At 63.6% G+C, this 26423-nt stretch carries 26 protein-coding genes; 11 read left to right on the top strand and 15 right to left on the bottom strand.

Features of this window, described 5'->3' with window-relative positions:
• Positions 1 to 3 precede the first annotated feature (3 nt).
• Positions 4 to 1032 carry a DmpA family aminopeptidase gene (locus AC07UC_RS13055; protein ID WP_494906095.1) on the top strand — a complete coding sequence of 343 codons (1029 nt, stop codon included), beginning with the start codon at positions 4 to 6 and terminating at the stop codon, positions 1030 to 1032.
• Positions 1033 to 1171: 139 nt separating this feature from the next.
• Here AC07UC_RS13055 and AC07UC_RS13050 read toward each other — a convergent pair whose 3' ends face one another.
• From AC07UC_RS13050 to AC07UC_RS13035, 4 genes are all read right to left on the bottom strand, one after another.
• Positions 1172 to 1729, bottom strand: a complete 558-nt coding sequence (locus AC07UC_RS13050) for a GNAT family N-acetyltransferase (RefSeq protein ID WP_494906094.1) — start codon at positions 1727 to 1729, stop codon at positions 1172 to 1174.
• A 49-nt stretch (positions 1730 to 1778) separates the two neighbouring features.
• The gene (locus AC07UC_RS13045) at positions 1779 to 2489 is read right to left on the bottom strand and encodes a DNA helicase (protein WP_494906093.1); all 711 of its coding nucleotides are present in this window, start codon (positions 2487 to 2489) and stop codon (positions 1779 to 1781) included.
• Between the two features lie 217 nt (positions 2490 to 2706).
• Positions 2707 to 3450, bottom strand: a complete 744-nt coding sequence (locus tag AC07UC_RS13040; protein WP_494906091.1) for an SDR family oxidoreductase — start codon at positions 3448 to 3450, stop codon at positions 2707 to 2709.
• A gap of 155 nt (positions 3451 to 3605) precedes the next feature.
• Entirely contained in the window at positions 3606 to 4514 is a 909-nt protein-coding gene (locus AC07UC_RS13035) for an AraC family transcriptional regulator (protein WP_494906090.1), read from the bottom strand.
• A gap of 239 nt (positions 4515 to 4753) precedes the next feature.
• Between AC07UC_RS13035 and AC07UC_RS13030 the strand changes: the two genes are divergently transcribed.
• A complete protein-coding gene (locus AC07UC_RS13030; RefSeq protein WP_494906089.1) occupies positions 4754 to 5758 on the top strand; it encodes a hypothetical protein in 1005 nt (334 codons plus the stop codon).
• Between the two features lie 332 nt (positions 5759 to 6090).
• Here AC07UC_RS13030 and AC07UC_RS13025 read toward each other — a convergent pair whose 3' ends face one another.
• Positions 6091 to 7095 (bottom strand): AraC family transcriptional regulator, encoded by a 1005-nt coding sequence (locus AC07UC_RS13025; RefSeq protein WP_494906088.1) that lies wholly within the window; start codon positions 7093 to 7095, stop codon positions 6091 to 6093.
• Here AC07UC_RS13025 and AC07UC_RS13020 point away from each other — a divergent pair.
• Entirely contained in the window at positions 7073 to 7807 is a 735-nt protein-coding gene (locus AC07UC_RS13020) for an SDR family oxidoreductase (protein ID WP_494906086.1), read from the top strand. The genes AC07UC_RS13025 and AC07UC_RS13020 overlap by 23 nt on opposite strands.
• 297 nt (positions 7808 to 8104) lie before the next feature.
• On the opposite strand, the gene AC07UC_RS13015 is transcribed toward AC07UC_RS13020, so the two are convergent.
• Positions 8105 to 8554: a GatB/YqeY domain-containing protein gene (locus AC07UC_RS13015; RefSeq protein ID WP_140774641.1), complete on the bottom strand. Its 450-nt coding sequence runs from the start codon at positions 8552 to 8554 to the stop codon at positions 8105 to 8107.
• 276 nt (positions 8555 to 8830) lie between these two features.
• Between AC07UC_RS13015 and carA the strand changes: the two genes are divergently transcribed.
• Positions 8831 to 10048: a glutamine-hydrolyzing carbamoyl-phosphate synthase small subunit gene (carA, locus tag AC07UC_RS13010; protein WP_494906083.1), complete on the top strand. Its 1218-nt coding sequence runs from the start codon at positions 8831 to 8833 to the stop codon at positions 10046 to 10048.
• Positions 10049 to 10219: 171 nt separating this feature from the next.
• Here the strand turns inward: carA and AC07UC_RS13005 are convergent, their stop codons facing one another.
• The 3 genes from AC07UC_RS13005 to ypfJ all read right to left on the bottom strand — a co-directional run bounded on the left by AC07UC_RS13005 (position 10220) and on the right by ypfJ (position 13478).
• Positions 10220 to 11140, bottom strand: a complete 921-nt coding sequence (locus tag AC07UC_RS13005) for an aldo/keto reductase (RefSeq protein WP_494906081.1) — start codon at positions 11138 to 11140, stop codon at positions 10220 to 10222.
• Positions 11137 to 12402, bottom strand: a complete 1266-nt coding sequence (locus tag AC07UC_RS13000; protein ID WP_494906079.1) for a TCR/Tet family MFS transporter — start codon at positions 12400 to 12402, stop codon at positions 11137 to 11139. Before AC07UC_RS13000 ends, AC07UC_RS13005 begins: the two co-directional genes overlap by 4 nt.
• A 155-nt stretch (positions 12403 to 12557) precedes the next feature.
• Positions 12558 to 13478 carry a KPN_02809 family neutral zinc metallopeptidase gene (gene ypfJ, locus AC07UC_RS12995; RefSeq protein ID WP_140774645.1) on the bottom strand — a complete coding sequence of 307 codons (921 nt, stop codon included), beginning with the start codon at positions 13476 to 13478 and terminating at the stop codon, positions 12558 to 12560.
• A gap of 185 nt (positions 13479 to 13663) precedes the next feature.
• Between ypfJ and AC07UC_RS12990 the strand changes: the two genes are divergently transcribed.
• Positions 13664 to 15733 carry a hypothetical protein gene (locus AC07UC_RS12990; protein ID WP_494906077.1) on the top strand — a complete coding sequence of 690 codons (2070 nt, stop codon included), beginning with the start codon at positions 13664 to 13666 and terminating at the stop codon, positions 15731 to 15733.
• A 30-nt stretch (positions 15734 to 15763) separates the two neighbouring features.
• On the opposite strand, the gene AC07UC_RS12985 is transcribed toward AC07UC_RS12990, so the two are convergent.
• Together AC07UC_RS12985 and mntR are read right to left on the bottom strand one after the other, a co-directional pair.
• Positions 15764 to 15952 carry a hypothetical protein gene (locus tag AC07UC_RS12985; protein ID WP_494906075.1) on the bottom strand — a complete coding sequence of 63 codons (189 nt, stop codon included), beginning with the start codon at positions 15950 to 15952 and terminating at the stop codon, positions 15764 to 15766.
• Positions 15953 to 16046: 94 nt separating this feature from the next.
• Positions 16047 to 16499, bottom strand: a complete 453-nt coding sequence (gene mntR, locus AC07UC_RS12980; protein WP_056578997.1) for a manganese-binding transcriptional regulator MntR — start codon at positions 16497 to 16499, stop codon at positions 16047 to 16049.
• A 234-nt stretch (positions 16500 to 16733) separates the two neighbouring features.
• Here mntR and AC07UC_RS12975 point away from each other — a divergent pair, with 234 nt between their 5' ends.
• The 3 genes from AC07UC_RS12975 (at position 16734) to AC07UC_RS12965 (ending at position 19760) form a co-directional block, all read left to right on the top strand.
• Positions 16734 to 18098: an Nramp family divalent metal transporter gene (locus tag AC07UC_RS12975; RefSeq protein ID WP_494906073.1), complete on the top strand. Its 1365-nt coding sequence runs from the start codon at positions 16734 to 16736 to the stop codon at positions 18096 to 18098.
• 51 nt (positions 18099 to 18149) lie between these two features.
• Positions 18150 to 18992 (top strand): protein-L-isoaspartate O-methyltransferase family protein, encoded by an 843-nt coding sequence (locus AC07UC_RS12970; RefSeq protein ID WP_494906071.1) that lies wholly within the window; start codon positions 18150 to 18152, stop codon positions 18990 to 18992.
• Between the two features lie 117 nt (positions 18993 to 19109).
• Entirely contained in the window at positions 19110 to 19760 is a 651-nt protein-coding gene (locus tag AC07UC_RS12965; protein ID WP_494906069.1) for a dihydrofolate reductase family protein, read from the top strand.
• A 39-nt stretch (positions 19761 to 19799) separates the two neighbouring features.
• Here AC07UC_RS12965 and AC07UC_RS12960 read toward each other — a convergent pair whose 3' ends face one another.
• Positions 19800 to 20447, bottom strand: a complete 648-nt coding sequence (locus AC07UC_RS12960; protein ID WP_202326213.1) for a TetR/AcrR family transcriptional regulator — start codon at positions 20445 to 20447, stop codon at positions 19800 to 19802.
• 87 nt (positions 20448 to 20534) lie between these two features.
• Between AC07UC_RS12960 and AC07UC_RS12955 the strand changes: the two genes are divergently transcribed.
• The gene (locus AC07UC_RS12955; RefSeq protein WP_494906067.1) at positions 20535 to 21671 is read left to right on the top strand and encodes an FAD-dependent monooxygenase; all 1137 of its coding nucleotides are present in this window, start codon (positions 20535 to 20537) and stop codon (positions 21669 to 21671) included.
• A 35-nt stretch (positions 21672 to 21706) separates the two neighbouring features.
• Here the strand turns inward: AC07UC_RS12955 and AC07UC_RS12950 are convergent, their stop codons facing one another.
• Entirely contained in the window at positions 21707 to 22576 is an 870-nt protein-coding gene (locus tag AC07UC_RS12950; RefSeq protein ID WP_494906065.1) for a LysR substrate-binding domain-containing protein, read from the bottom strand.
• Positions 22577 to 22670: 94 nt separating this feature from the next.
• Here AC07UC_RS12950 and AC07UC_RS12945 point away from each other — a divergent pair, with 94 nt between their 5' ends.
• Positions 22671 to 23270, top strand: a complete 600-nt coding sequence (locus AC07UC_RS12945; protein ID WP_494906063.1) for a LysE family translocator — start codon at positions 22671 to 22673, stop codon at positions 23268 to 23270.
• 310 nt (positions 23271 to 23580) lie between these two features.
• Here AC07UC_RS12945 and AC07UC_RS12940 read toward each other — a convergent pair whose 3' ends face one another.
• Entirely contained in the window at positions 23581 to 24375 is a 795-nt protein-coding gene (locus AC07UC_RS12940; RefSeq protein WP_140774655.1) for an SDR family NAD(P)-dependent oxidoreductase, read from the bottom strand.
• Positions 24376 to 24591: 216 nt separating this feature from the next.
• On the opposite strand from AC07UC_RS12940, the gene AC07UC_RS12935 reads away from it, so the two are divergent.
• Positions 24592 to 25047 (top strand): MarR family winged helix-turn-helix transcriptional regulator, encoded by a 456-nt coding sequence (locus tag AC07UC_RS12935; protein ID WP_140774656.1) that lies wholly within the window; start codon positions 24592 to 24594, stop codon positions 25045 to 25047.
• 26 nt (positions 25048 to 25073) lie between these two features.
• Here the strand turns inward: AC07UC_RS12935 and AC07UC_RS12930 are convergent, their stop codons facing one another.
• Complete coding sequence (locus AC07UC_RS12930) at positions 25074 to 26252, bottom strand: MFS transporter (protein WP_494906060.1); 1179 nt, start codon at positions 26250 to 26252, stop codon at positions 25074 to 25076.
• Positions 26253 to 26423: the final 171 nt, after the last annotated feature.

Raw genomic sequence — 26423 nt, 5'->3', positions numbered from 1 at the left:
CGCATGACCGGAACTGTCAGGGATTTCGGCTTGACCTGTGGCACCTTGCCGCCGGGCGCGCTGAATGCGATCACCGACGTGCCCGGTGTGCGCGTCGGCCACCGCACGCTGCGCGGCGGCGACATCAACACCGGCGTGACCGCGATCTTGCCGCATGGCGGAAATCTGTTCCGCAAGAAGGTGACGGCGGCAAGCCATGTCATCAACGGTTTCGGCAAGACAGTCGGCCTGACGCAGGTGCAGGAACTCGGCACCATCGAAACGCCTGTTCTCTTGACCAACACGCTCTCGGTCGGCACCTGCGCCACGGCGCTGATCCGCGACGCCATCCGCCAGAATCCGGATATCGGACGCACCACCGGAACCGTCAATCCGGTGGTCGGCGAATGCAATGACGGTCCGCTGAACGACATCCAGGCCCTGGCGGTAACCGAAGAACACGCCCTCGCCGCACTGGCGGATGCTCACGAAGGCGCGGTCGAACAGGGCAATGTCGGCGCCGGAACGGGAATGAGCTGCTTCGGCTTCAAGGGCGGCATCGGCTCGGCGTCCAGGAGAATCGCGCTTGGCGACGAACATCACCTTGGCGTTCTCGTGCTCTCGAATTTCGGCAGGCCGGGCGACCTCATTCTTCCCGATGGGCGCCGGCCCGATCCCAGACGGCTGGCCGAGGCCGAACGCGGCTCGATCATGGTCGTGCTGGCAACCGATGTGCCGCTCGAACACCGCCAGCTCGAAAGAGTGGCACGCCGCGCCGGAGCCGGCATCGCCACGCTTGGCTCCTTCTGGGGCCATGGCAGCGGCGACATCGCCATTGCCTTCAGCACCGGCAATCTGGTCGACCACGATGAAGGCAGCGATCTTGTACCACTGCTGGCGCTCAACGAAGCGCGCATCGACCTCCTTTTTCGGGCGGCGGCGGAAGCCACCCAGGAGTCCGTACTGAACTCCATGCTGTCGGCCGAGGCCTTCACCGGCAGGGCCGGCAAGCACCGCGCATCGCTGGCCGACTGGCTGCGCGCTCAGGCCTAAAGCAATTCCAGGAAAAGTGTGTAACGGTTTTTCCCGGGACAAGCGCGTAGCGCTTGCCCTTGGGAATTGCGTCAAAACAAATAGTTAGAGCGGTTCTGCGATTCCGTGAAACGCTGAACCGCTCTGGCGACGGGGCGGCCTACAAATCGATCCGGAACCGCAGGCTCTCCACCCCGCCATAGGCGGCGTCCTCGAAGAAGCGCTCGACGAGCTTGCCGCCATTGGCCAGGATCACCTTGTGTGACGCCGGATTGCCCGGCTTGGCGGTGATCTCGACATAGGGAAGGCCGACCGCCCTTGCCTCGTCGAGCATCAGCCGCAAGGCTTCGGTGGCGTAGCCGCGCCGCTGCTTCCAGGGCACCACCGCATAGCCGATATGGCCAAGCACATGCGACGGCAGCATCGCCGTCCCCTTCTGCCAGCGAAAGCCGATCGAGCCTGACGCCTCGCCATCCCAGATCCAGCGGCGGAATCCCGGCAGGCGCGACACTTGCGTGCCATCGGGCAAGGTGATCGGGCCGCCCCTGGCTTCGGGATCATCGAGGCTGGCCAGAAAGGCCACCGGATCATCCTCTATGGCGGCAAGTTGCTCGCGCGTTGCCTCCATGAGCCGGACATTGTCCGGCGACCAGCCGCGCTCGAGCGCCGCCTTGTAGGACGGCAGATGTTCAAGCGCCGGTTTGACGATCTCGACCATGATCCATGCTCTCCCAGTCACGCAGGGATAGCCTTGGCCGCTGAAGCGCTCAAGCCGCCCGGAAGCGGATCTCGCCCTCGTTCAGGAAGCAGGCCTTGTCGAACAGGGACAGATCAAGCGGGTTGGGCAGGCGAACATCCCTGATATCCGGGACCGGCTTCTTCGCGGGATCGTAGGACCGGTCGATCTGCGAGATGAAGACCAGGATCACGCCGCTATCGCGCGCGAAAGCCTTCAGCGTGCGGACCTGGTCCATCAGGCCGGGATTCTCTCGTTTCTGATCGAGCAGCTGCAGATAATCGATGACCGCCAGCGTGCCGCGCGGCGCCGACCCCAACACGCTCACGATATAACCGGCGCTGATGGCATCGGAAGTGTCGAACTCGAACAGCCGGTCGAAACGGGCCGGGTCGACGCCGATGGCGCGGAACCGCTCCAGCACATCGCGTTGCGTATATTCCAGCGTGAAAAACACGCTGCGATGGCCCGACTTCATCGCTTCGACTGCCAGTTCGAGGCTCATCAGCGTCTTGCCATGGCCCGGTCGCGCGCCGACCAGAACCAGATCACCAGGTGTCAGTTGCGCGAACAACCTGCTGGCGGGCGCCGTCTCGGACAGCTTCGCCGCAAGCAGGCTCCAACTGGCAAATCCCTCTCGCGCGGCAATCCGGTCAAGCGCCTGGTGGAGCGGGATTTTTGCCTCGCGCGACAACAGCCTGGCTTGACGCTTCAGATGGTAGACGGGCGCGGATAGAATCATCTCAAAAACCTCCTGGTGCGAGCAGTTTCCGCAACCCCTCCTTATGCCTGGTGCTCGAACAGTCGGTTCGGTGATGAGAGTGCCCCGCATGAACGAATGCTTTCCCGGTGGAGGGAGGAGGCGTGGGCCACGCCAGAATCAGATGATAGCCCAATCCGAACCGACGTAGAATTGGCGGGGCGAAAATCGTTGCACCCCGCACGGGCACCGGGAGACTTCAGCCAGCGTTTGCCAGGGCGGCCGCATCCTGGCCTGCCGGAAAACGGAGTTTGCCCGAAGTGTCGTGGACAGCGGCCCAGATGGCCTCGGCAACGTCGCTTTCCTTGGTGGTCAGCGCGGGCTGGGCGAAGGCCGCGAAGATAGGGGCCGCGAAATCGGCATAGGCCTCCGGGATCATGTCTTCGATGCGCACCGAAGTATTTTGCGTAAACCGTGTTGTCGGCGCGTATCCCGGCTCGACCAGCTTTGCGCGGATACCGAAATAGGCAAGTTCGTGCGCGAGCGATCCGGTGAAGCCCTCGATGGCCTGCTTGCTGGCGGTGTAGGCGGCCGCCAGGGGCATTGCAGCGAGGGTGACGCTTGAGGTCACGTTGACGATCGCGCCGGACCGGCGCTCGCGCATCTGCGGAATCACGGCCTGCGCCATGGCCATCACGCCAAGCGTATTGGTCTCGAAGACCTTGCGGATGTGCGACATGGTCGTCGCTTCAAAGGCGCCGACCACGCCGACGCCCGCATTGTTGACAAGAACATCGATCGGACCGGCGGCTTCGACCGTCGCCGAGATGCTGGCCTCGCTGGTGACGTCCAGCGGCAGGATCCTCAGGCGCTCCGAGCGCGGCAGTATGTCCTCCCGCGGTGTCCGCATGGTGGCGATGACGTTCCACCCGTTTACGAGAAAATGGCGGGCTGTCTCAAGGCCATAGCCAGATGAACAGCCGGTGATCAGGATCGTTTGCATGCTAAGCTCCGTTGGTTTCAATGCGCCTTTTGTAGGCTTGCCAACGCAGACGATCTATAATCAATAGTCCTATTTTTATTTCCAACCGTCCAAAAATAACTCATACTGGGCGGGAGTAAGTGAACCTTGAAGAGGCCAGCCGCGCGAGGCACAGCTTATGCGGTCAAGCGAGCGCCACCGTCGCGGGCGAACTTTCCCGGTGAACAACCAAGCCGTTTCCTGAAAGCAGTGCTGAAGGCGCTGGCGGACTCGTAGCCGATCTCACCGGCTATTTTGTCCAGGGTTTTCGAGCCGCGAATGAGAGCATCCTTCGCCAGCGCCATGCGCCAGCGGGCCAGGTACTCGATCGGGCCGCAACCGAGCACGTCCACGAAGCGAGCCGCGAAGGCCGACCGAGAGAGCCCCGCGATCCTGGCGAGTTCCGCTACCGTCCAACCCGCCCGGACATCCTCGTGCATGGCGCGGAGCACGCGCGCCATCGCCGGATCCCGCATCCCACCGAGCAGGCCGGCCGCGCCGGAACCGATGCCACGCCATCGCAGCGCTTCGACGAGCAGAACCTCGAGCAGTCGCTGCAAGACCATTTCCTTGCCCGGATCTTCGTTCTCGCATTCCTCCATGATGAGGCCGATGACCCTGCCAAGCCTGGAGGAACGCCCCTGCGATCCCGGCACGTGGATGACGCTCGGAAGGAGCGCGAGCAGAAGCGCGGCATTGACCGGCTCGATTCGAAACGTCCCGCCGAGCGCGACAAAATCCGGGTCTCCATCTTGCTCGCCATGCTGGATGGCAACGTCCATCGGCGTCCGAAGCTCACAGTCGGTGCCTGGATGGCTGCTGAGCGAGAAAGCTGGCGTGGAAGGCAGCAGGAGGAAGTCTCCCTTCTCGAACTTGACCGGATCCTGGCCCGCAAAGGCGATCCAGCACGCGCCCTCCACGATTATTGTAAAGCCAGGCGCATCATAAGCGGCGTAACGCACGCCCCATCGGCCACGCCCCTTGATGGGCTTGGAAATCGCCGTGCTGGGCTGCAAAAGGGCAATGATGTCACTGAGGGGATCCATTTCAGACGATCCATAATTATTTTGCGCTCGGTAGTTATAGATCGTCCTCCCAGCCTGTCCAGCTTGGCTTGGTGGCGCAGGCGTCCCAGCAGTGCGCCATCCCGCTGGCCGATGGCAAAACGATCGCTGCAGGCAAGCTAAACAAGATGTGTCTCGCCGATGGGCGCGGGACATTTTATGATTGGTCGCGGACATGACGCCGCAAGGATTCGCATGGCTTCGGCAGGAGAATTGATCCGGTGCGGTTGAGATCTGTCCCATTGGGTGTGGTCGTCACCCTCAGCCTTCTTGTCATCGTCATCGCCTTGATGGCGACGGCCCGATCCTTCGCCGCTTTGCAGCCATCAGCTGTTCCGGCCTGGCTGCAGGCCCATGTCGGCGACAGCGACGGCCAGATCTCGGCCGTGGTGCTGGAGCGGGCGCGTGCGCTCTACCTGAAAAAGGTGGCGCAAGGCGCGGTCAGGAATCCCTGTTACTTCGCCATGGACGCGACACGTCCCGGCGATCTCGGCAATGGCGTGCTGGGTCGCCGGTACTATGTCGTCTGCGAGGCCAGCCAATCGTTTCGCGCCATCGCGTCAGGTCACGGCAGCGGAAAAAACCTGAAAGGCACGGCCGATTTTTCAAATGGCAGGCGCTGCTCCAAGAACTTCGGCAACGCCATGGATTCGGAGCTGACCGCCGGCGGCGCCTATGTCACCCGCGAGGCGAAGACCTCCTTCAAGGGCTTTTACAGCACCGGCGCGAAACAGGATGCCGCCTTCCTGCGCACCTTCATCCAGTTCGACGGCGAGGGCGAAGCCGCCAATGCGAGACAACGGGTGATCGGCGGCCATGCCGCGCAAGTGCTGCGCGCCACGTGCATGCGCAAAAGCCCGAACAGCTCCTATGCCGACCATGATGGCCTGGTGCCGTTCGGCAAGCTGGTCGAGTATGCCGGTGGCCGCAGCAATGGCTGCACCAGCTGGTCGCCGGCGGACGCGCGGCAGATCATCGCGATGGTGAAGGACAATCCGACGACACTCTACATCTATCCGGAATCGCGCGACATCGCCGCCGTCGCGCAGGCGGCCAAAGGCCATTCGCCATCCGGCGAGGCGCCCTATTGGAACACATCATGCCTCAAGGAAATCGGCGCGCCGAAATTCTGGCCGCGAAAAACCCTCGAGCCGGTGATCGCCCAGTACAAGAAGGATCACCCCGCCCCACCCGTGCAGCCGCTGCCGATGTGCAAGGCGCCGTGAGGTCGCTGCTCCAGGTCGCGAGACAGCAGACCCCACGAGACCAGACTCTCGGCCAGCGCAAGAAATCGAGTACGGCCTCTATGAACTCTGCCCGATACTCCACGTTCGACAGGTAACCGCAGGCAGGACAAGCAGCTTCGCGCCGGCACGGCTGCGGCGATCAATTCGCCATGGCTGGCCGCCGTCACCGTGTCGTGCTGGCCGGCGATCACCAGCGCCGGCCGGTTGATCAGCGCTACCGTACTCCGAGGGTCGGCATCGCGAACGGCGGCGAACAGGCCAGCCAAACCTTTCCGGTCGAGACCGATGACCGGTTCGTTGGCCGTCGCCGATCATCGTGCTCGCGCGACAGTTTTCGGGGTTGTGCCAAAGGCGCGGCGAAAGGCGTGGGTGAAAGCACTCTGCGACATGTAGCCGAGCTTACTGCCGATGCCTGCTATGTCAGCATCGCCACGGGCCAACGCCGCATGAGCGAGAGCAAGGCGCCACGCCCGCACATAGCCGAGCGGCGGCTGTCCCACTTGGCGGGTGAACGCTGCCGAGAAGGCTGCTCGCGACATGCCGGCCACACTGGCGAGTTGCGCCACCGTCCATGGCCGGGCAACATCTCCATGAACGGCGCGGAGCACGCGGCCGAGCCCTGGATTCGAGAGTGCGCCAAGCCATCCGGTCTGGATGCCCTGTGCTCCTTCCGCGTAGGCGCGGATCGCCTCCACCAGAAGCACATCGGCCAGGCGGGCGCTCACGATCTGACTTCCCATGGCGGCCCGTTCCATTTCGCCATTCAAAAGCGTGAGGATTGTCGTCACCGCACCAGATGCCGTCGAGGACCGAGGAACCAGCAGGAAGCCCGGCAGCATGTCGAGCAGGAAGTCCGCGTTTCCCGGCGAGAACGTGACGCTTCCACCAAGGACGATTGTCTCGTCGCCACCAAGACGCACGGCGTCGCGGCCGTCATAGAGGGCTCGACCGTCGAGAGGCGGCAGTGTCGGGTCGCTGGCCACCGCGTAGGTCGTGCGTCCGATCAGGCAGACGTCACCTGCGCTCATCGGTTGAGCGTCTTGCCCCGGCACGGTCAACCAGATGGTTCCTCTCAACAGCGCCACGAACTTCAGTCGATCAAGAGCCGGAAATTCGAGGGCCCACTGTCCCGTGGCTTCCAGCCGGGTGCGGCGAGTCACTGTCGCGCCGAGGGCGAGCAGCACGTCGGATAGAGGATCAGTCGTCGTGTTAGACGATTGCGATAAAATCATGGACATTCCGCTATATAAAATCTTGCCCGATGCCTTATCTCTGTCGTGAAGGAGAATTGCAATGAGCATAGTGGACAAGGTCATCGCCATCACAGGCGCAAGCAGCGGGATTGGGCGTGCGACAGCAAAACTTCTCGCGCGACGTGGGGCGTTCGTCGTGCTCGGCGCCCGCCGCAAGGATGAACTGGCCGCCGTAGTCGACGAGATCACGGCCGCGGGGGGCAAGGCCGTATACAAGACGACCGACGTCCGCCAGCGCGGCGATCTCGAGGCCCTCGTCGGTTTGGCGATCGAGCAGTACGGCAAGCTCGACGTCATCGTGAACAATGCAGGGATTGGGCCCATATCGCGCTTCGATGCTCTGCGCGTGGAAGACTGGGACGCCATGATCGACGTCAATCTGCGCGGCACGCTCTATGGCATCGCTGCTGCGCTGCCAGTGTTTCAACGTCGGCGGTCAGGGCACATCATCAATATTGTCTCGACGGCCGGGATCAAAATCCTCCCGACCATGGGCGTCTATGCGGCGACGAAGAATGCCGTGCGCACCATCACCGAAGCCCTGAGGCAGGAGAGTGGACCACACCTCAGGGTTACCGAAATATCACCAGGCATGATCTCGACGAACTTTGCAGATTCAATGACTGATCCTGCCGTCAAGGAAGCCATGGGCAGGCGCATCGGCCACCTCGCCATCTCGCCCGATGCTATCGCTCGCGGTGTCGCCTACGCGATCGAGCAACCGGCCGATGTGGACGTCGGCAGCATCGTCATACGGCCGACGGCTCAGGATTGATGATTGGTTTCATGTGATGGATCGACAGCCGCTTCCTGCCTCCCTCGGCAAGCGGGTCAAAGTTTCACGACCGATCAAGGCGTTGAAAATGAACCGACGTGATATGACAGGCGCAACGTTGACGGCAACTCCGCTGCTGGGGATCACTGCGATGAGCACCGTGCAGCCGACGCAGCGGAGAACCTGCGAGAGACACGACCACTCGCGCACAGATGGATCCAGGTCGAGAAGGTAACCGACATCGCGGACCAGGTGGCTCCTGAACATTGGTGGCGCCTACGGCCAGGACGCCTGGGCTCACTGCAGAAGCCCTTTGACGATGCCGCTCGCCTTGCCGAAATCCATCTGGCCGGCGTATTTCTGCTTCAGCGCGGCGATCACCTTGCCCATGTCCTTCTGGCTGGCGGCACCGGTCTCGGCAATCGCCTGGCGCGCCGCGGCCGTGATCGCGGCATCATCGAGCTGGGTCGGCAGGAAGCCGCGGATGATCTCCATCTCGCCGCGCTCCTGCGCCGCCAGCTCCGGCCGCTTGCCGTCTTCGAACGCCTTGGCCGATTCCTCGCGCTGCTTCACCATCTTGGCCAGGATCTGCAGGATCTCCTCGTCGCTGGCGGGATCCTTGCCGGCACCGCGATTGGCGATGTCGCGGTCATGGATGGCGGCCTGGATCAGCCGCAATGTCGGCAGACGGTGCTTGTCCTGCGCCTTCATCGCGCTCTTCAGGGATTCGGCGATTTTTCCGCGCATGATGCTTTCTCCTTCGGTCGGCGCGGACAATAGCGCCGGGGCCTGGCCAAGGCAAACCCAGATATTGTGGTTCAAGCCTCTGATATTGCTTGATGAAATAAATCAGGGCGGCATTTCGCATGATCATTGACCGCCCTGCCCCCTTCCCCTATGTACTGGGCCTTGCATGAACTGAAGCTTGAATGCGTGGAGGCCGCGAAATCGCCGCTCCGCGCCGTTTGCTGCGCGGATGGCCCGCCGGGCCTTTGCAGCGCGCAGCCTCATAGGAGTACCGCCATGGCCGAGACGACGCCCGCGCTGACCCCACCTTGGGCCACCGAAAAGCCGACCGCCCTTCTGGTGCTGGCCGACGGGACCGTCATCGAGGGCCGCGGGCTCGGTGCAACCGGCTCCGCCGTCGCCGAAGTCTGCTTCAACACCGCACTCACCGGCTATCAGGAAATCCTCACCGACCCCTCCTATGCCGGCCAGATCGTCACCTTCACCTTCCCGCATATCGGCAACATCGGCACCAATGGCGAGGACATCGAGGATCTCAACCCGGCCGCCCGCGCCGGCGCCGTCGGCGCCGTGTTCAAGGCCGATGTCACCAACCCGTCCAACTACCGCGCCGCCGGCGATCTCGACCAGTGGCTGAAGAGGCGCGGCATCGTCGCACTGTCGGGCATCGACACCCGCGCGCTGACCGCGCTGATCCGCGAAAAGGGCATGCCCAACGCCGTCATCGCGCATGCGCCGGACGGCGTCTTTGACCTCGACGACCTGAAGCAGCGCGCCGCCGCATGGTCGGGCCTGATCGGGCTCGACCTCGCCAAGGAGGTCACCTCGGGCCAGTCCTCGGTCTGGCGCGAGACGCCTTGGGTGTGGAACGAAGGCTTTGGCGAACAGACTGATCCGTCGCTGCACATCGTGGCCATCGACTACGGCGTCAAGCGTAACATTTTGCGGCTGCTCGCCGGCCTTGGCGCCAAGGTGACCGTGGTTCCGGCCAAGACTGGTGCCGAGGAAATCCTCGCAATGCAGCCCGACGGCATCTTCCTCTCCAACGGCCCCGGCGATCCGGAAGCCACCGGCGACTATGCCGTGCCGGTCATCCAGGATCTGTTGAAGACCGACATCCCGGTGTTCGGCATCTGCCTCGGCCACCAGATGCTGGCGCTAGCACTCGGCGGCCGGACCGCCAAGATGCACCAGGGCCATCATGGCGCCAACCATCCGGTCAAGGACCACACCACCGGCAAGGTCGAGATCGTGTCGATGAATCACGGCTTCGCCGTCGATGCCGACTCGTTGCCCGAGGGCGTCGAGGAAACCCATGTCTCCCTGTTCGACGGCTCGAACTGCGGCATCGCGCTCACCGGCCGTCCGGTGTTCTCGGTCCAGCATCACCCCGAGGCCTCGCCGGGCCCGCAGGATTCGCACTATCTGTTCCGCCGCTTCGTCAACCTGATCCGGCAAAAGCGCGGCGAGGAATTGCTGGCCGAGCGGGCTTAACTCGATCCGAGCGGCGATACAGCGTCTTTCTCCCCGTCACTACACGGGGAGTTGAGGAGCGGTGCGCGAAGCGGACGAAAAGCCAATTGCTTGGCTTTTCGAGTGACGAACGCCCGGCAGGGCAATGAGGGGCGGCCCGAACGCCTCACAACCTCGGCAAATGCCCCACCCTCACGCCACCGGCCGGCCTTCACTCGCCTCCAATATGGCGAACCATTGCTGGCGGTCGAGCACGATATCGAGCGCCTTGACCATGGCGGCCAACCGTTCCGGCTTCATCGAACCGAGCACCGGCACCAGCCGGGCCGGATGGCGCAGCAGCCAGGCGATGGCAACAGTGGCGAGATCACCGGCGCCGACTTCGGCGGCAACCGCCGCGAGTGCTGCCCGCACCCGAGCTTCCCGGACTTCCTTGCCGGTGAACAGCGAGCCGCCGCCGAGCGGCGACCAGATCATCGGCGCGTAGCCCAGGCGCTGCGCGTGGTCGAGACTGCCATCGGCCAATGCGGACGTCTTCAGCACCGACATCTCGATCTGGTTTGTGGCGAGCGCAAACGGCAGCCGCGAGGCCAGGAGATCGAACTGCGACGGCGTGAAATTGGAAACGCCGACCGCCCTCACCTTGCCGGCCTTGACCAACGCGGCCAGTGCCGCCGCCGTCTCGTCGGCATCCATCAGCGGATCGGGCCGGTGCAGCAGCAACAGGTCGAGATAGTCGGTGCCGAGATTGCCGAGCGAGCGGTCGACCGAGGCGGTTATGTGGGCGGCGCTGGTGTCATAGTGCTTCAGCCGGTTTCGCGGCTGGTTGGCCGAGGCCAGCATGATGTCGCATTTCGAGATCAGCTCGATCTCCTCGCGCTTGCCTTTCCAGCGCGACAGCCCGGCGCCGAACGCCGCCTCCACCTCGTAATTCCCGTAGATGTCGGCGTGGTCGAAACTGGTCAGGCCGAGATCGACAGCGGCACCGATCAGCCTCCCGACCTGATCGGCATCAGGGCGGGCGTCGCCGTCGAGCAGGCGCCAGGCACCGAAGACCAGCCGCGACAGCGACACCCCGTCCTTGGTCAGCACTATGCGGCTGTGATGGCTCATATCCGCGCTCCATCTTCCGCGACGTCGGTCGTGGCATTTGTGATCGCCGCCGGTCTCGCCACCCTGGTGACGAAGACGATGAGCGCCAGCACCAGGAAGCACGCACCGACCAGATAGGGTGCGCCACCGAAGGTCACGGGCGCGCCGGGCCCCGTGAACCAGGAAAAGATCGCCGTGTAGAGCAGCGGCGTGATGATGGAGGTGATCGAGAAGATCGAGGTCATCGCGCCCTGCAGTTCGCCTTGTGCGGAAGGCGGCACCTTGGCGGCGGCGAGGCTCCTCAATGGCGGATCGGCCAAGGCCTCCAGGCAACCCACGACGATCACCGCGTAGACCATCCAGCCCTGCGTGGCGAAGGCATAGCCGAAGGCGCTGGCCGCCGTGAAGGTCAGCCCGATTGCCGCCGTCTTCCATTCACCGAGCTTCGTGACCACGCGCGGCAGCACCGTTGCCATGACGATCGCGCCACACAGGCCAAAGGCGCCGAGCGAGAAGCCGATCTGCTGCTGGCTCCAGCCATAGCGATAGCTGGATACGAACGACCACACCGCCGGGTACATCATGTGGCCGAGCGTCATCAGGAAGAAGACGAGCCCGATCCAGCCGATGCCTTGATATTGGCGCATCTGCAGAAGCGTGCCGACCGGGTTGGCGCGTTTCCACTCGAAGCGGCGGCGATGCTTTTCATCGAGCGTTTCCGGCAGAAAGACCATCGCGATCAGGAAGTTCACGAAAGCGAGCCCGGCGGCGAAATAGAACGGCACGCGCGGTCCGAACGTGCCGAGCAATCCGCCCAGCACCGGTCCGATGACGAAGCCGACGCCGAAGGCGATGCCAAGCAGACCGAAATTCTTTGCCCGGTTCTCGTCGTTCGAGATGTCGGCGATGAAGGCCGATGTCGTCGAATAGCTGGCGCCCGAAATGCCGGCCAGCACACGCCCGATGAACAGCATCGGATAGGACCAGGCGATAGCGCAGATCAGATTGTCGATGGAAAAGGTCAGCACCGAGGCAAGCAGGATCGGCCGCCGCCCGAAGCGGTCGCTCAGGCCGCCCATGATGGGTGCGAAGAAGAACTGCATGGCGGCGTAGACGAAGAACAGCCAGCCGCCCTCGATGGCCGCCTCGCTGATGCCGACCCCGGTCAATTCCTGCAAATAGGCGGGCAGCACCGGCATGATGATGCCGAACCCGATAATGTCGAGCAGCAGCGTGGTGAAAACCAGCGCGAGGCCCCGCCTGGCGGTTTTGGGATCGATCATGATGGTCAAGCTCCTCCGGCCGCCCTGGGGCGCAGGCGGACGCACCTTATAGGCGAGCCCGCCAAAAGGAACAATGCGAGAACAGGCGGGAATCGCCGATCCTGACACTCCCTGACGGCGTCTTCGCCGTCAGTGTATTGCCATGATGCGAGTGCTCAGATCGGGCCGCTCAGCGTGTTGCAGTCCGAAAGCTTGCCGCTCTTGTAGCCGCGCGCCAGCCAGGTCTGGCGCTGCTGCGAGGTCCCGTGGTTGAAGCTTTCCGGCACGACATAGCCCTGCATCTTCTTCTGCAGCGTGTCGTCGCCGATCTGCTTGGCGGCGTTCAGCGCGCTTTCGATGTCGCCCTGCTCCAATATGCCCTTCTGCGCGGTGTAGTGAGCCCACACGCCGGCGAAGCAATCGGCCTGCAGTTCGATGCGCACCGACAGCTGGTTGGCGTCGGCTTCGCTCATGCCTTGCCGCATCTGGTTGAACTTGGACATGATGCCGGTCAGGTTCTGCACGTGGTGGCCGACCTCATGGGCGACCACATAGGCCCGGGCGAACTCGCCGGAAGCGCCGAACTGCTGGTCGAGCTGCTGGAAGAAGGTCATGTCGAGATAGACCTTGTGGTCACCGGGACAATAGAACGGCCCCGCGGCCGCCGAGGCAAAGCCGCACGCCGAACGCACCTGGCCGGAAAACAGCACCAGCTTGGGGTCCTCATAGGTCAGCCCTTGCGACTTGAAGATGCCGGTCCAGGTGTCCTCGGTCTCGGCCAGCACGGTTGCGACGAACTGCTTCATCTCGTCATTGGCGGGTGCCGTGCCGCTGTCCTGGCCACCGCTGTTGTCAGTGATCTGGCCGCCACCACCCGGCAACAGGCCACCATCGCCACCGCCCAGGATCGCCGAGGGATCGAAGCCGAAATACCATCCGGCGATCACCACCAGGATGACGAAGAGGATACTGCCGCCGCCACCGGTACGGCCGCCGATGGGGAGACGGAACTGGCCGCCGCCGCCGATCCCACCACCGCCGCTGTCGCTGCGGTCGTCCTCGATATTGTCACTCTGACGACGGCCTCTCCAGAGCATGGCAACTCCTCGCGCTGCAAACTTTCCCGTTGCTCCGGCAGGCCGGCTCAACCCAACAAACAATTAGCCCAATGGTTGCGCCAAGTCACAGCATTTTTCGAGACCGCCGGGGCGCCTGGCATGGTGCTCTGGCCGAGAGCCCGCAAGGCCTGTAGCATCGCCCGCAAACCGGGGGCGTGCGAGACTTGAAGAGGGTCGGTCAATTCCTGTCGCTGCTGGCAGCACTGTTCTGCCTTGGCCTGCCAGGCGCCGGCGCGGTGACGCTGGATTCCAGCGTTGCCGTCACCGACCCCGCCACCTTGCAGGCACTTGAGCGTGGCGGCCTGTCGATCAGCCGGCTGCTCGGACCCGCGCTCGGTCTCACCCGCGACGTCGACAATCACGGCCTGTTTTCAGTACCGGCGCTGGCCACGGTGCGCGACACGGTCAAGCAGGAGATATCGGACGAACCGAAGACTAGTCCCGACCCCTATGTCGCGGCCATGGCCAGATCGAGCGACACCAGCCAGAAGTTCAACCCCAGATATATCGACGACGACGGCTCGACGCTCGACCTGACAGGCGTCGTCAACCGCATGGATCGCGGCTATCTCGGCCACACCGAATGCGGCGAGATCAGGCTGATCTACCGCTTCCACTATTCGGTCGCCGAGAAGCCGGCCAAGGGAAAGGTCGCACAGCGCATCTCATCGCGCCTGCCGCTGACCATGAGCCTGGTGTTCAATGCCAAGCCGACGCGAGCGCAGGCCCGTGCCTCGAAGGATTTGCCAAGTGCCGCCGACGTATCCTGCTCCGACGTCGCACAGCGCTGGCTGGCAGCCGGCCAGAAGGACCTGCCGCCCGAGCAGTTGGCCGCCTGGCTGCGTTCCGACGAAGGGCCGCTGTCCGGCGCGATGCTGAATTCCTCGCAGATCATGCGGCTCGAACTCAACATGCAGGTGCTGCGGCTGTCGGCCTCGACGCGGCGCGATTTCGGCGGCCATGCCGAATATCTCCTGAAGATCTTCAAATGGGACCCGGCGACCTCGAGCTTCCATGAAGCGAAGATGGAGAACCAGATCGACCGGGCGACGGTACTGGCCGACGTCAAGTCCTTCGCCAAATGGCTGCTCACCGACCGCAACATCTACGACCTCGACCATGGCCGGCTCGTGATCGACGAGAAGTTCCTGAGCAAGAGCGCCGTGTCCGTCGCGCCCGGAGGCTTGAGCCGCTCGCAAAACAACATCGCCTATGGGCTGGTCGACGACGCCGAGATCGACAAGGCGCTGCGGGACTATGTCGCCCGGGGCAACACGCTCGCCAGCATCAAGTCGGTGGCCGGCTTCAATTTACGGCTCAACGAAATGAGCTGCACCGGCTGCCACCAGACGCATGGCATTGCCGGCTTCCATTACACCGGCGCCGACCCCGCCAGTGAACCGCGCCGCAATGCCGTCTTCGTGCCGGGCTCGGCGGTGTTCTTCGCCGACCTGCCGCGCCGCCGCGCCATCGTCGAGCAATTCGCCGCCGGCGGCCAACCGGATTTCACCCGAGGCTTCGCCGCCCGTCCGGACCAGAAATATGCCGAAGCGCTGAAGGGCACCGACCTCTACAATGGCTGGGGCTCGATCTGTTATCGCGGTGACGACGCAAGCTTCAAGGACTGGACCTGCGGTGCCGGCCTGCGTTGCGCCGGCGTCCATGAAAGCGCCATCCATCCGGGTTTCGGCACCTGCGTCAGCGAGAAGGGCACCGCGGTCGGCGATCCCGTCGAGTTCGGCGAGATAAAAATGTCGACATGGGGCAACGACCAGTATTGCCGCCTGTCGCCGGCCACCGCCAAGGCATGCGCCATCGACCCGGCGCGTGACAAGAAGCCGGTGGTGAAACTCGCCGGCTATGGCGCCGCGCGGCAGCGCTACGACAACCCCGAACAGAAGACCGGCGGCTTTCCCGGCGGCATGCTGCGCAAGGCGACCTGCGACAGGCTTCCCGATGAAGCGACATGCGGCCGGCTGGCCAAGACCGGCTTCAACGACTGCGTCGCATCCGGCAAGGACCACAAATTCTGCACCAGGGAATTCACCAAGACCGCCGGCCTGCGCGCCTGCGACAAGGCACACCCCTGCCGCGAGGACTATATCTGCACCGCCGGCTATGACGATTTGCCGGAGGCCAAGCCTGGCGAGGGCACCTGCATCCCGCCCTACTTCATCTTCCAGTTCCGCGTCGACGGCCATCCCAGAAGCTGGGTGCAGGATGTGCGGGAGTGAACATGCGGGCGCCTTGACGCCGGCCCGGCCTCAGCCCTTCTGCTTGGCGCCGGCGCTCTTGCCGTCGGAGCTTTTCGAACGTTCCTCGAAGCGCGCGGCGCCCTTCTTCAGGGGATGACCGGTCTCGGCCTCGGTCTTGCGCTCGTCCTTCGCTGCCGCCTTCTTCAATCCCTTGGCCGCCTGCTTGCCCTTGGCGGTCGGTGCCTGTTCGACGCCCATCGCTTCCTCCCTTGGCGCGAGAATCGCGCACTGTCAGGAGCAACGTGCGTAAGGTGCGGTGGTTCCGGCCGCCGTCCGAGAACGGCTGAGCGGCCTAGCGCGGCGCGGTCATGGCCTTGCGAAATGCTTCCAGCGTCTCGGCACTGACATGGTGCTCGATGCCCTCGGCATCGATGCGCGCCGTTTCGGCGCTGACGCCCAGCGAACGCAAGAAGGCTTCCACCGTCTGGTGGCGGATGCGGCTTTCTTCCGCCACCTTGCGGCCGGCATCGGTCAAGAACACGCCGCGATAGGGTTTTCTCGAAACGAGCCCGTCGGCGCACAGTCGCGTCAGCATCTTGGCCACTGTCGGCTGGGCGACGCCGAGCCGCGCGGCGATGTCGACCTGGCGCGCCTCGTTGCCGTCCTCGATCAGGTCGGCGATCAGCTCGACATAGTCCTCGACCAGCGCGCTGCGGCGCGCTTCGCGCGTCTGCCTGAACCCTTCCGAATGGACATCGGCGTCGGGCAATGGCTCGCGCGGAACCGGTCTGTTCTTCAGCGCCAATGCGCGCTCCTCCTCGGGAGTTTGGCCGTCGGCGCTTTTATAGCACGGGCTCTGATTCTTCAGGCCGTTTATTTGCATTCCGCCACGGGCGCAACCGGCGTTTCCGATTGGCGCCTGCACACGCGGTTCGAAGCGTCCGCTAAAAAGCACCGACAATGAAATATAGCCTATTGCATAATGTTGAGCCATGGCATAGGTTGCGGACATCCCCTGGAAGTCGCGGAAAGCCTTTCCATGTCAGAAACAGACGTTACAGCCACCCGGTCCGAATGGCGGTTCGCCGGACGGGACGAGGATGACCAGCCCAGCCTGCGCGAGGTCAATTCCTCCGTCGCGGTGCCGAGTTCCGGCGTCTGGTTCCGCCGTCTGTTCGCCTTCATGGGCCCCGGCTACATGGTTTCGGTCGGCTATATGGACCCCGGCAACTGGGCGACCGACCTCGCCGGCGGCGCCCAGTTCGGCTACACGCTTTTGTTCGTCATCATGCTGTCCAACTTGATGGCGATCCTGCTGCAGGCGCTGGCCGCTCGCCTCGGCATCGCCACCGGGCGCGATCTCGCCCAGGCCTGCCGCGCCTATTATCCGCGCCCTGTCAATTTCGTGCTGTGGATCGCCTGCGAACTCGCCATCATCGCCTGTGACCTCGCCGAAGTCATCGGCACGGCGATCGCATTGCAGCTGCTGTTCGGCATTCCGCTGATCGGCGGCGCCATACTCACCGCGCTCGACGCCTTCCTGGTGCTGCTCCTGATGAACAAGGGGTTCCGCTATCTCGAAGCCTTCGTCATCGCGCTTTTGGTCATCATCTTCAGCTGCTTTGCCATCCAGATCTTCGTCGCCGCCCCACCGGCCGGCACGATCCTGCATTCGATGTTCGTGCCGTCACCGGAGATCGTCACCAATCCGGCGATGCTCTACATTGCGATCGGCATCATCGGCGCCACCGTCATGCCGCACAATCTCTATTTGCACTCCTCGATCGTGCAGACCCGCGCCTATGAGCGCACGGAAAAAGGCAAGCGCGACGCCGTCAAATGGGCGACGATGGACTCCACCATCGCCCTGATGCTGGCGCTGTTCGTCAACGCCGCCATCCTGATCGTGTCGGCTGTCGCCTTCCACGATACCGGCCACCAGGATGTCGCCGAGATCGGCCAGGCCTTCGAGTTGCTGTCGCCGCTGCTGGGCCTGGGCATCGCCTCGATCCTGTTCGCCGTGGCGCTGCTTGCCTCCGGCCTCAACTCGACGGTGACGGCGACGCTTGCCGGCCAGATCATCATGGAAGGGTTCCTGCGCCTGCGCATCCCCAACTGGGCTCGGCGGCTTCTGACGCGCGGCCTCGCCATCATCCCGGTGGTGGTCGTCACCGCGCTCTACGGCGAAAAGGGCACTGGCCAGTTGCTGGTGTTCAGCCAGGTCATCCTGTCCATGCAGTTGCCCTTCGCGGTCATTCCGCTGGTGCAGTTCGTCTCCGACCGCAAGAAGATGGGCAGCCTCGCCATCCCGCGCGCCGTGGCGGCCCTCGCCTGGGTGGTCGCCGCGGTCATCCTCGTGCTCAATTTCAAGCTGCTCTACGACACTATGTTCGGGGTCGGCTAAAGGCTCCATCGGACCGCGAGACAAACCGCCAAATCGCGCTATCTTGCCGCCATGAGCACGATAGAAGACATCAGGAGATTCTACGCGCGACTGATGGCGGCCAATGCCGCCTCATCGGATCCACGCCTGGAAGAGGTTTTCGCCAGCGTGCCGCGCGAGGCCTTCCTTGGCCCCGGACCATGGACGATCGTCGCCGGCAACGGCAGGGTCACGACGCCCAGCGCCGACCCCTCCCATATTTACCAGAACGTGCTGGTGGCGCTCGATGCCGACAAGGGCATCAACAATGGCGAGCCGTTCCTGCACGCCATGTGGATTGGAAAACTGGCACCGAAACTCGGTGAGACCGTCACCCATATCGGTGCCGGCACCGGCTACTACACAGCCCTGCTCGCCAGGCTGGTGTCGCCCGGCGGCACCGTCACCGCTTTCGAACTCGACGAGAAGTTGGCCGATCTGGCGCGCAGAAATCTCAAAGCTTACGGCAACGCGACTGTCGTCCATGGCGACGCCGTGACCACGCCCTTGCCGCCATCCGACATCATCTATGTCAACGCCGGCGTCGTCGCCCCTCCGGCCGGATGGCTGAAGGCATTGCGCCCCGGCGGCCGCATGATCTTCCCCTGGCGCCCGGCCGAGCGCGTCCCGCTGGCGGTGATGGTGACCCGCACCCAGAAGGGCTTCGCCTGCGATCCCTTCATGCGCTCCTGGTTCATCCCATGCTTCGGCGCCTCGGTTGCGGATCTTGCGGCGAAGATCCCGACCCGGGAGCAAGCCGCGCGCAGCCGCTCGATATGGCTGACGAGCGACAAGGCGCCGGACCGCACCGCCACGGCCATCTTCGGCGACGTCTGGTTCTCATCGAAGAATCTCCGCGCCAAACCCGGCACCTGACGGATCGATGGGCAGGCTTTTCGGAAATTTCGCGAACCCTGTCGGGATGGCCGAGGGCGGCCCGTCCTTGGGCCATGGTCCGGCCGCGACGGCGTGGATGGAACAAGGGAGAGTACCATGAGGAAGATCATCGCCGCCACCTTCGTCAGCCTGGACGGCGTCATGCAGGCGCCGGGCGGGCCGGAGGAGGATCCGGTCGGCGGCTTCAAGTTCGGCGGCTGGACCTTCCATTACTTCGACGAGGTGGGCGGCGCGGCAATGGAGGAACTCTTCTCCAAACCCTTCGCCCTGCTGCTCGGCCGCAGGACCTATGACATCTTCGCCGCGTACTGGCCGTATCAGAAAGATCCGATCGCGGATGCCTTCAATCCGGCGACCAAATATGTAGCGACGCATCGGCCTGACACCCTCACCTGGCAGAACACGCAATCGCTTGGGCCCGACATCGTCGCGACACTGCGCCGCCTCAAGCAGGAGGATGGACCTGACCTGCTCATCCAGGGATCGGGCAATCTGATCCAGACCCTGCTCGCAAACGGGCTGATCGACGAGATCCGGCTGATGATCTTCCCGCTGCTGCTGGGCAAGGGCAAGCGGCTGTTCGGCGATGACGCCATGCCGGCCGCCTTCAGGCTTGCCAGGTCGCGGACCTCCAGCACCGGCGTCATCATCGCGACCTACGAGCGATCAGGCGAAATCGAGGTCGGCTCCTTTGTCACCGGGGAGCCGTCCGACGCCGAACTCGAACGGTGCAGGAACTGGAAATAGAGGAGCATAAAACAAACCTGAAGTGTGCCGCGATGCACTTCAGGACAGGCTTGCCTGGGCGTAGGGCGTGCCTGCCATGGCGGCTTCGATACCCCTGGTTCCCTTGTCTATAACCGAGAGAAAGATGGATTTCGCCTTCTCGGCATCCTGGCTCTCTTGATAGACCCGATGCGCCTGGATGAAAGCCACGGTCCAACTTGCCAGGACCAGATTGGCCGCCAAATGAGCATCGGGATCAGTCGGTTCTCTCCCCACGCTTTCGGCGAGTGCCACCGTGACGGTCTGTGCGAGTTCGTCGCGTATTGCCCTTGCCCGCGCAATAAGGGTCGGGCTTTTCTCGATCGTCTCCACGAAGCTCTGGCTTCCTGGAAAGAAGACTATGTAGATGGGGTCTTCCGTAGCGGCCCGATGAGCGAACCGGCGTATCGCCTCGATTGGAGCGACATTGGTATCACGCTGGCGCAAGGCATCGAGAAGCTTCTCGCGGCCTTCTTCGTCGCGATCGAAGAACATGTCTTCCTTGCGCGGAAAATGATTGAACACCGTCATCCGCCCGACGTCGGCGGCCTCCGCGATCTCGTCCACCGTCACATTGTCGAAGCCGCGTTCAATGAACAGGAGCGTGGCAGCATCGGAGATGGCTTGCCGCGTCACAAGGCGCTTCCGGGTCCGGCGGTCAATCGGCATTGACAAGCTTCAAGGCTCCATTTATGTACTCAGTACAACATAAGATTCGATATATATTGATCTTACGTACATGATCGGATGGAATATATGAAAACGCAAGCCGCGACGGTAACCGCGCCAGACAGAGCCGTACTCGTTTCAGGTGCCAGTTTCGCAGGACTGGCAACCGCATATTGGATGAACAAGCTCGGCTACGCCGTGACGGTTGTTGAGGTCTCAAAAGGCCTCAAGAAAGGCGGGACACCGGTCAATATCGGTGGTGATGTCATAGACATCGTGAAGCGCATGGGCCTGTTCGAACAGATCCAGGCAAACTGCCTGGTGATGGAAGGCACAGAATTCAAAAATTCCGACGATGCGACCGAAGGATGGTTCCATCGTGAGCCCGGCAACGAAGGATCCGACGAGGACTGGGAAATCGAGCGCGATACCTTGCTGGATATCATGTTCGATGCCGTGAAAGACGACGTTGAATTCGTTTTCAACAACAGCATCGAAGGGCTGGAAGAAACAGCGGACGATGTCCGAGTCTCCTTCAGGGACGGCACTCGACGCTCATTTTCCTTGATATTCGGCTGCGACGGCAATCATTCTCTTGTTCGAAAAATCCAATTCGGAGACGAATCCGGATACACGCATTTCCTTGGTCAATATTTCTCCATAACGATCGTCAACAAGCTGTTGATCAAGGAAAATACCACTCAGATGTATAACGTCCCGGGCAAGGCAGTGATGCTTAACGCCTACAACAACAAGACGGACATAGTTCTTTGCTTTTTATCCGCCAGCGAGATTCCGTACAACTATCGCGACGAGAAGCGACAGAGGGAAATTATCGCCCAACAGTTCGCCGGACAGGATTGGAGAATACCGGAGCTGTTGGAGGAAGTGGAGCATTCCAGGACGTTCTACTTTGACAAGGTATGCCAGATAAAAATGCCGTCATGGACAAAGGGCCGGGTGGCGCTGGTAGGCGATGCCGCGTACTGCGCCTCGCCAGCCGCGGGCATGGGTGGATCGCTGGCCATAATCGGCGCAGCCGCCTTGGCCGGCGCGTTTGAGAAGCATGGCGGGAACTTCGAACTGGCATTCCAGCACTACAACCAGACCTTTCGCCCCTATATCGAGAAGGTGCAAGCGGACGCGGCACGCAATCTGGACGTGCTTGTTCCACAAACCGAAGAAGCCATTCGCCAAAGAAACACGCAGCCTAAACCCTGGTAATGGATCCTGGCGGCGGCAGCCCTTCTCGACAACCTTCAGGCCGCGACAGGCAGTCGCGCCAGCCCATCGCGAATATGCCGCGCGAATTCCTGCGCCGCCGGCCCGACGCCGTGCCTTGGCAAATGCAGATTGATCGAAAAATTCGGCAGCGGCGGCAGGCCGGTTTCGAACGGCAGGATATCGAGATCGGCCGGCACGGTCGAAGCCAGCCATGCGGTGACGGCAAGGTCGGAGCGCACGGTTGCGGTCGTTGCGTCGATATTGCCGTTCTCGAACACGGTACGCCATTCCAGCCCATGCTCGTTGAGCGCCGCCAGCACCACCGGCCGGAAGGCGCAGGTGTCGGCGACGATCGACACCGGCAGCGGCCGCTTGGCGCGCGCAGTGCCGCCTCTGGCGCCGACCCAGACCAGCCGGTCCACGGCCAGGCATTCGCCTGATGTCGGGCCGACCCGTTCCTCGATCACCGCGAGGTCGATGGTTCCGGCCGCGAGCGCTGACGCCAGTTCCGGCGACGAGGCGCAGACCAGCGAGATCTCGACCTGCGGATAGGTCTCCGCATAGACCTTCAGCACCGGCGCGAGCAAGGTTCCGACCAGATCATAGGGCACGCCGAGCCGCACCTGCCCCGCCACCGCCGAGCCCGCCATCTCCGCCCAGATCTCGTCGTTGAGGCTGAGCAGGCGCTTGGCCTTGTCGAACAGCCGCTCGCCCGACCGCGTCAGGCGCAGGCCGCGCCGGTCGCGTTCGAACAGGCCGCAGCCGAGCGTCTCCTCCAGCCGCTTCACCTGCTGGCTGACGGCGCCTTGCGTCAGGTGCAGCGCATTGGCGGCCGCCGTCATGCTGGCCTTGTCGGCGACGGTGACGAAGGTGCGCATCAGCGCCGTATCGAGATTGCGGATCATATCCGCATTATAAATGCTAATGCCCGATATCACAAACATTGCATTTACTGATGTCGGCCCAAGCCTACCATGGAGCTTCCAAGAAGGACGCCCCATGCTCCAGCCTATCCTGCCGCTCATCCTGTTTGCCTTCGTGGCCACGGCCACGCCAGGCATCGCCACGACCTTGTCCACCGCTTCGGGCGCACAGTTTGGCTTTCGCCGGTCCGTTCCGCTGATGATCGGCAGTGCCGCCGGCCTCGCCACCGTGACAGGCGCGGCCGCCGCTGGGCTCGCCGGCCTGCTGCTTGCGGTGCCTTCGCTGCAACTGGCGATGAAGATCGCCGGCTCGCTCTATCTCCTTTGGCTGGCGCTCAAGATCGGCCGCGCCGGGCCGCCCAATCTCGACGTGACCATGGCCAGGCCGAACAGCTTCCTCGGCGGTGCCGGTATCCAGTGGATGAACCCCAAGGGCTGGGCGATGGGGCTGGGCGCGGCGGCCTCGTTCGCCGCCCTGGCCGACGGCCCGGGACAGCTGGCCTTGCTGCTCGGCTCGACCTTCGGCCTCACCGCCGCCATCTCGCTGTCCGTCTGGTGCTTGGCCGGCATGGTGCTGGCCCGGTTGCTCAAGACCGAATGGCAATGGCGCGCGCTCAACATCGTGCTGGCGCTGGTGCTGGCCGCGTCGATCATTCCGATGTGGCGGTCGGCTTAGAGGCGATGGCGGCCTTGCAGAACCTAGGGGGCTTGCCCCCGACAAAGCGCTTATGCTGTGCTGGTCGACCCCCACTCCGTCTCGGCTTCGCCGAGCCACCTCTCCCCCGATCGACGGGGTAGAGGAAAGGCGCCAAGCTTTTTGCCGTCAACGCTCCCTTCCTTTCCCTCCGGAGGGGGGAAAGGTGGCGCTGCGAAGCAGCGACGGATTGGGGGAACCACGTGGCAATCAAGCCTCGCGCCGATCAGTCACGCCAGTCACAGAAAATGTGTGCATAGCGTAGCGACAGAGCGGGGGACAGAGGTGGTCTTCAAACCCCGTAGCGCGCCGCCGGCTTGTCGGCGTGCAGGCTGCCGTAGAAGGCCTGCCGGGCACCAAGGAAAGTGTCCAGCTTGCCGGCATCGGCAAGGGCGGGCACGGTGACGGCTTCGCCCTTGGCCAGGCCGACGAGCGCCGCATCGACCATATCGTCGGCGGACATGATGATTTCCTTCGGGAGCTGGTCGATATCGCTGCCGGCGAGTTCCCAGAAATCGGTCCGGGTCGCGCCCGGCAGCACCACCTGCACCTTCACATTGGTGCCCGCGACCTCGCGGTGCAGGGCCTCGGTGAAGTTGACGACATAGGCCTTGGTGCCGCTGTAGATGCCGCCGAACGAGGTCTCATAGGCAAGCACCGAGGCGATGTTGACGATGGCGCCGCGGTTGCGCGCCAGAAGACCCGGCAGCACGGCCCGGGTCAAACGGGTCAAGGCGATGACATTGACCTTGATCATGCGTTCGGCCGCGTCGGCGTCGGCCGTCGCCACCACCTGCTGGCCGCCAAGGCCGGCATTGTTGACGAGCAGCGTCACGCTGTCGTCGGCCGATATCAGCCGTTCCACACGGCGCACGTCGTCGTCATCGGACAGATCGGCTGTGATGAAGCTGACCTTGCGATCGTAGGCGTAGCGCAGCTTCTCGGCCAGTTCCTCGAGCCGGTCGGCGCGGCGCGCCACCAGAACGAGATCATACCCCTGCCCGGCCAGCCGGTCCGCATAGACCGCGCCGATGCCCGATGAGGCGCCGGTGACGACCGCCGTGCCCTTGTTTGCCTGTCCACTCATTGTCCTGTTCCTTCTATCTCGAACTGTTCGCTTCGACCTGGCCGCCGGCACCGTGGACGTCAGCCCTCACCTTGCCGGCAAGCCGCCTGATTGATTTAGTGGTATATGCCACTATTTATGAAGTAGGCATATGCCACTATCTTGTCAATGAGCGCATCCGGGATTATTTGTCAGGCAGCAGCCGGACATCACGTCCGCGCCGCCGAGGGAATCGTCATGTCGAAAGAGGCCCTGCCCGGACTGTCGCTCTGCAACAACGCCATGCTGCGTCGCGCGACGCGCAAGATTGGCCAGTACTACGATGATGTGCTGGCGCCCTCGGGCCTGAAAGCCACGCAGCAGGGCCTGCTCTATCAGATCCACATCTCCAACGAGCCGGCGATGGGCGCCATTGCGTCTGCCCTGATCATGGACCTGTCGGCGCTGGGCCACACGCTGAAGCCGCTGATCCGCGACGGCTATGTCGAGACCTTCGCCGATCCGTCCGACCGCCGCATCAAGCGGGTGCGGCTGACGCCCCGAGGGTTGGTCAAGCTCGATGAGGCGATGAAGCTGTGGCAGGTCGCCCAGCAGCGTTTCGAAGACATGGTCGGCAAGGAGAAGGCAGCGAAGTTGCGCGCGGCGCTGGATGATATTTCCGCGCTGGATTTTGATCTTCCGCCAGCCAGCTGAGCTGGCCGGCGGGTTCAAGACAGGTCCTACTCAGCCGGCATCGCGACCGGCCGTGCCGCCCAGCGGCCGGCCAGCACGATGCCGAGCCCGATCAGCGGGAAGGCAGCGGCCACCAGGCCGAGGTCGGCCGGCGCGCCGTAGCGCAGCACGCCGCCACCAACCACCGCGCCTAGCGCCACGCCGAGATAGAGCGCCGAACCGTTGAGCGACAGCACGATCGGGGCCGCATCGGGCGCCAGCTTTATGATGCGGCTGGCCTGCGCCGGCGGGAAAGCCCAGCCGACGATGCCCCACGGCACCATCATCGCCATCAGCGCCGGGCCGGCAATATGCTGCGGCAGGAAGGTCGGCACGACCGACAGCATCACCAGCATGGCCGCGCTCAGCGTCAACGACCAGCCGACGGTGCGCGTGGCGCCGAAACGGTCGGCCGCTTGGCCGCCGGCGATGTTGCCGATGACCGCGCCGACGCCGAAGGCGAGCAGCATGCCGGGCAGCGCGATCTGGCTCAGTCCGGCGCCTTCGATGGCAAGCGGCGCGACATAGGCAAAGACGGTGAAGGCGCCGGTCAGCGCCAGCAATGTCGTCACCAGGATCGGCATCACACCAGGCCGCATCGCCGCGGCAAGCCGGCGCCTGAGCGGCAGCCTAGTGCCGACGATGCCGCGCGGCAGCCGGTACCACAGGATCGCGCCGGCGAGCGCGCCAAGCCCGGCAATGGCATAGAAAGTGCCGCGCCAGCCGGCGAAGGCCGCCACCAGCGCGCCAAGCGGCGCACCGACAGCGACGGCCACGGTGGTGCCGCCGACGACGACGGCGATGGCACGAGCCCGGTGATGGTCATCGACCAGCGCCACCGCCGTGCCCTGCGCGGTCGCGGCGAACAGGCCGGACGACAACGCCATGATGATGCGCGCCGCCAATAACACTTCGAAGGATGAGCTCAAGGCGGCAACAACGTTGCCGATGACGAAGAACACCAGCGTCCACAAGATGACGCGGCGCCGGTCCCATTCGCCCGTCAGCGTCGCCAGGATCGGCGTGCCGACCGCATAGGCGAGCGCGAAGGCGGTGATCAGCGAGCCGGCGAGCGGGATGGAAATGCCGGCATCCCTGGCGATGTCGGGCAGAAGGCTGGAGATGACGAAGCCTTCGGTCGAGATCGTGAACGATCCGAGCGCGAGCCAGAAGAGCCGCTTGTCCATGGCAGATGTCCTTAGTTCAAAAGTTGTTGAACAATTGGACATAACAGGCCATGATGTCAATGAAGCCAGGGGAAAATAGCTGAACCATCCTGACAGCCCTGTGTCAGCACGGGTCCCAGAACGGAGAAACAGTGTGCACGGCCACGGCGGGATAGACGCGTTGAAATCGGC

Source organism: Mesorhizobium sp. GW821-FHT04C10 (assembly GCF_059420305.1).
The sequence above is the reverse complement of the archived record's forward strand: the minus strand, read 5'-3'. Positions and strand labels throughout refer to the sequence as shown.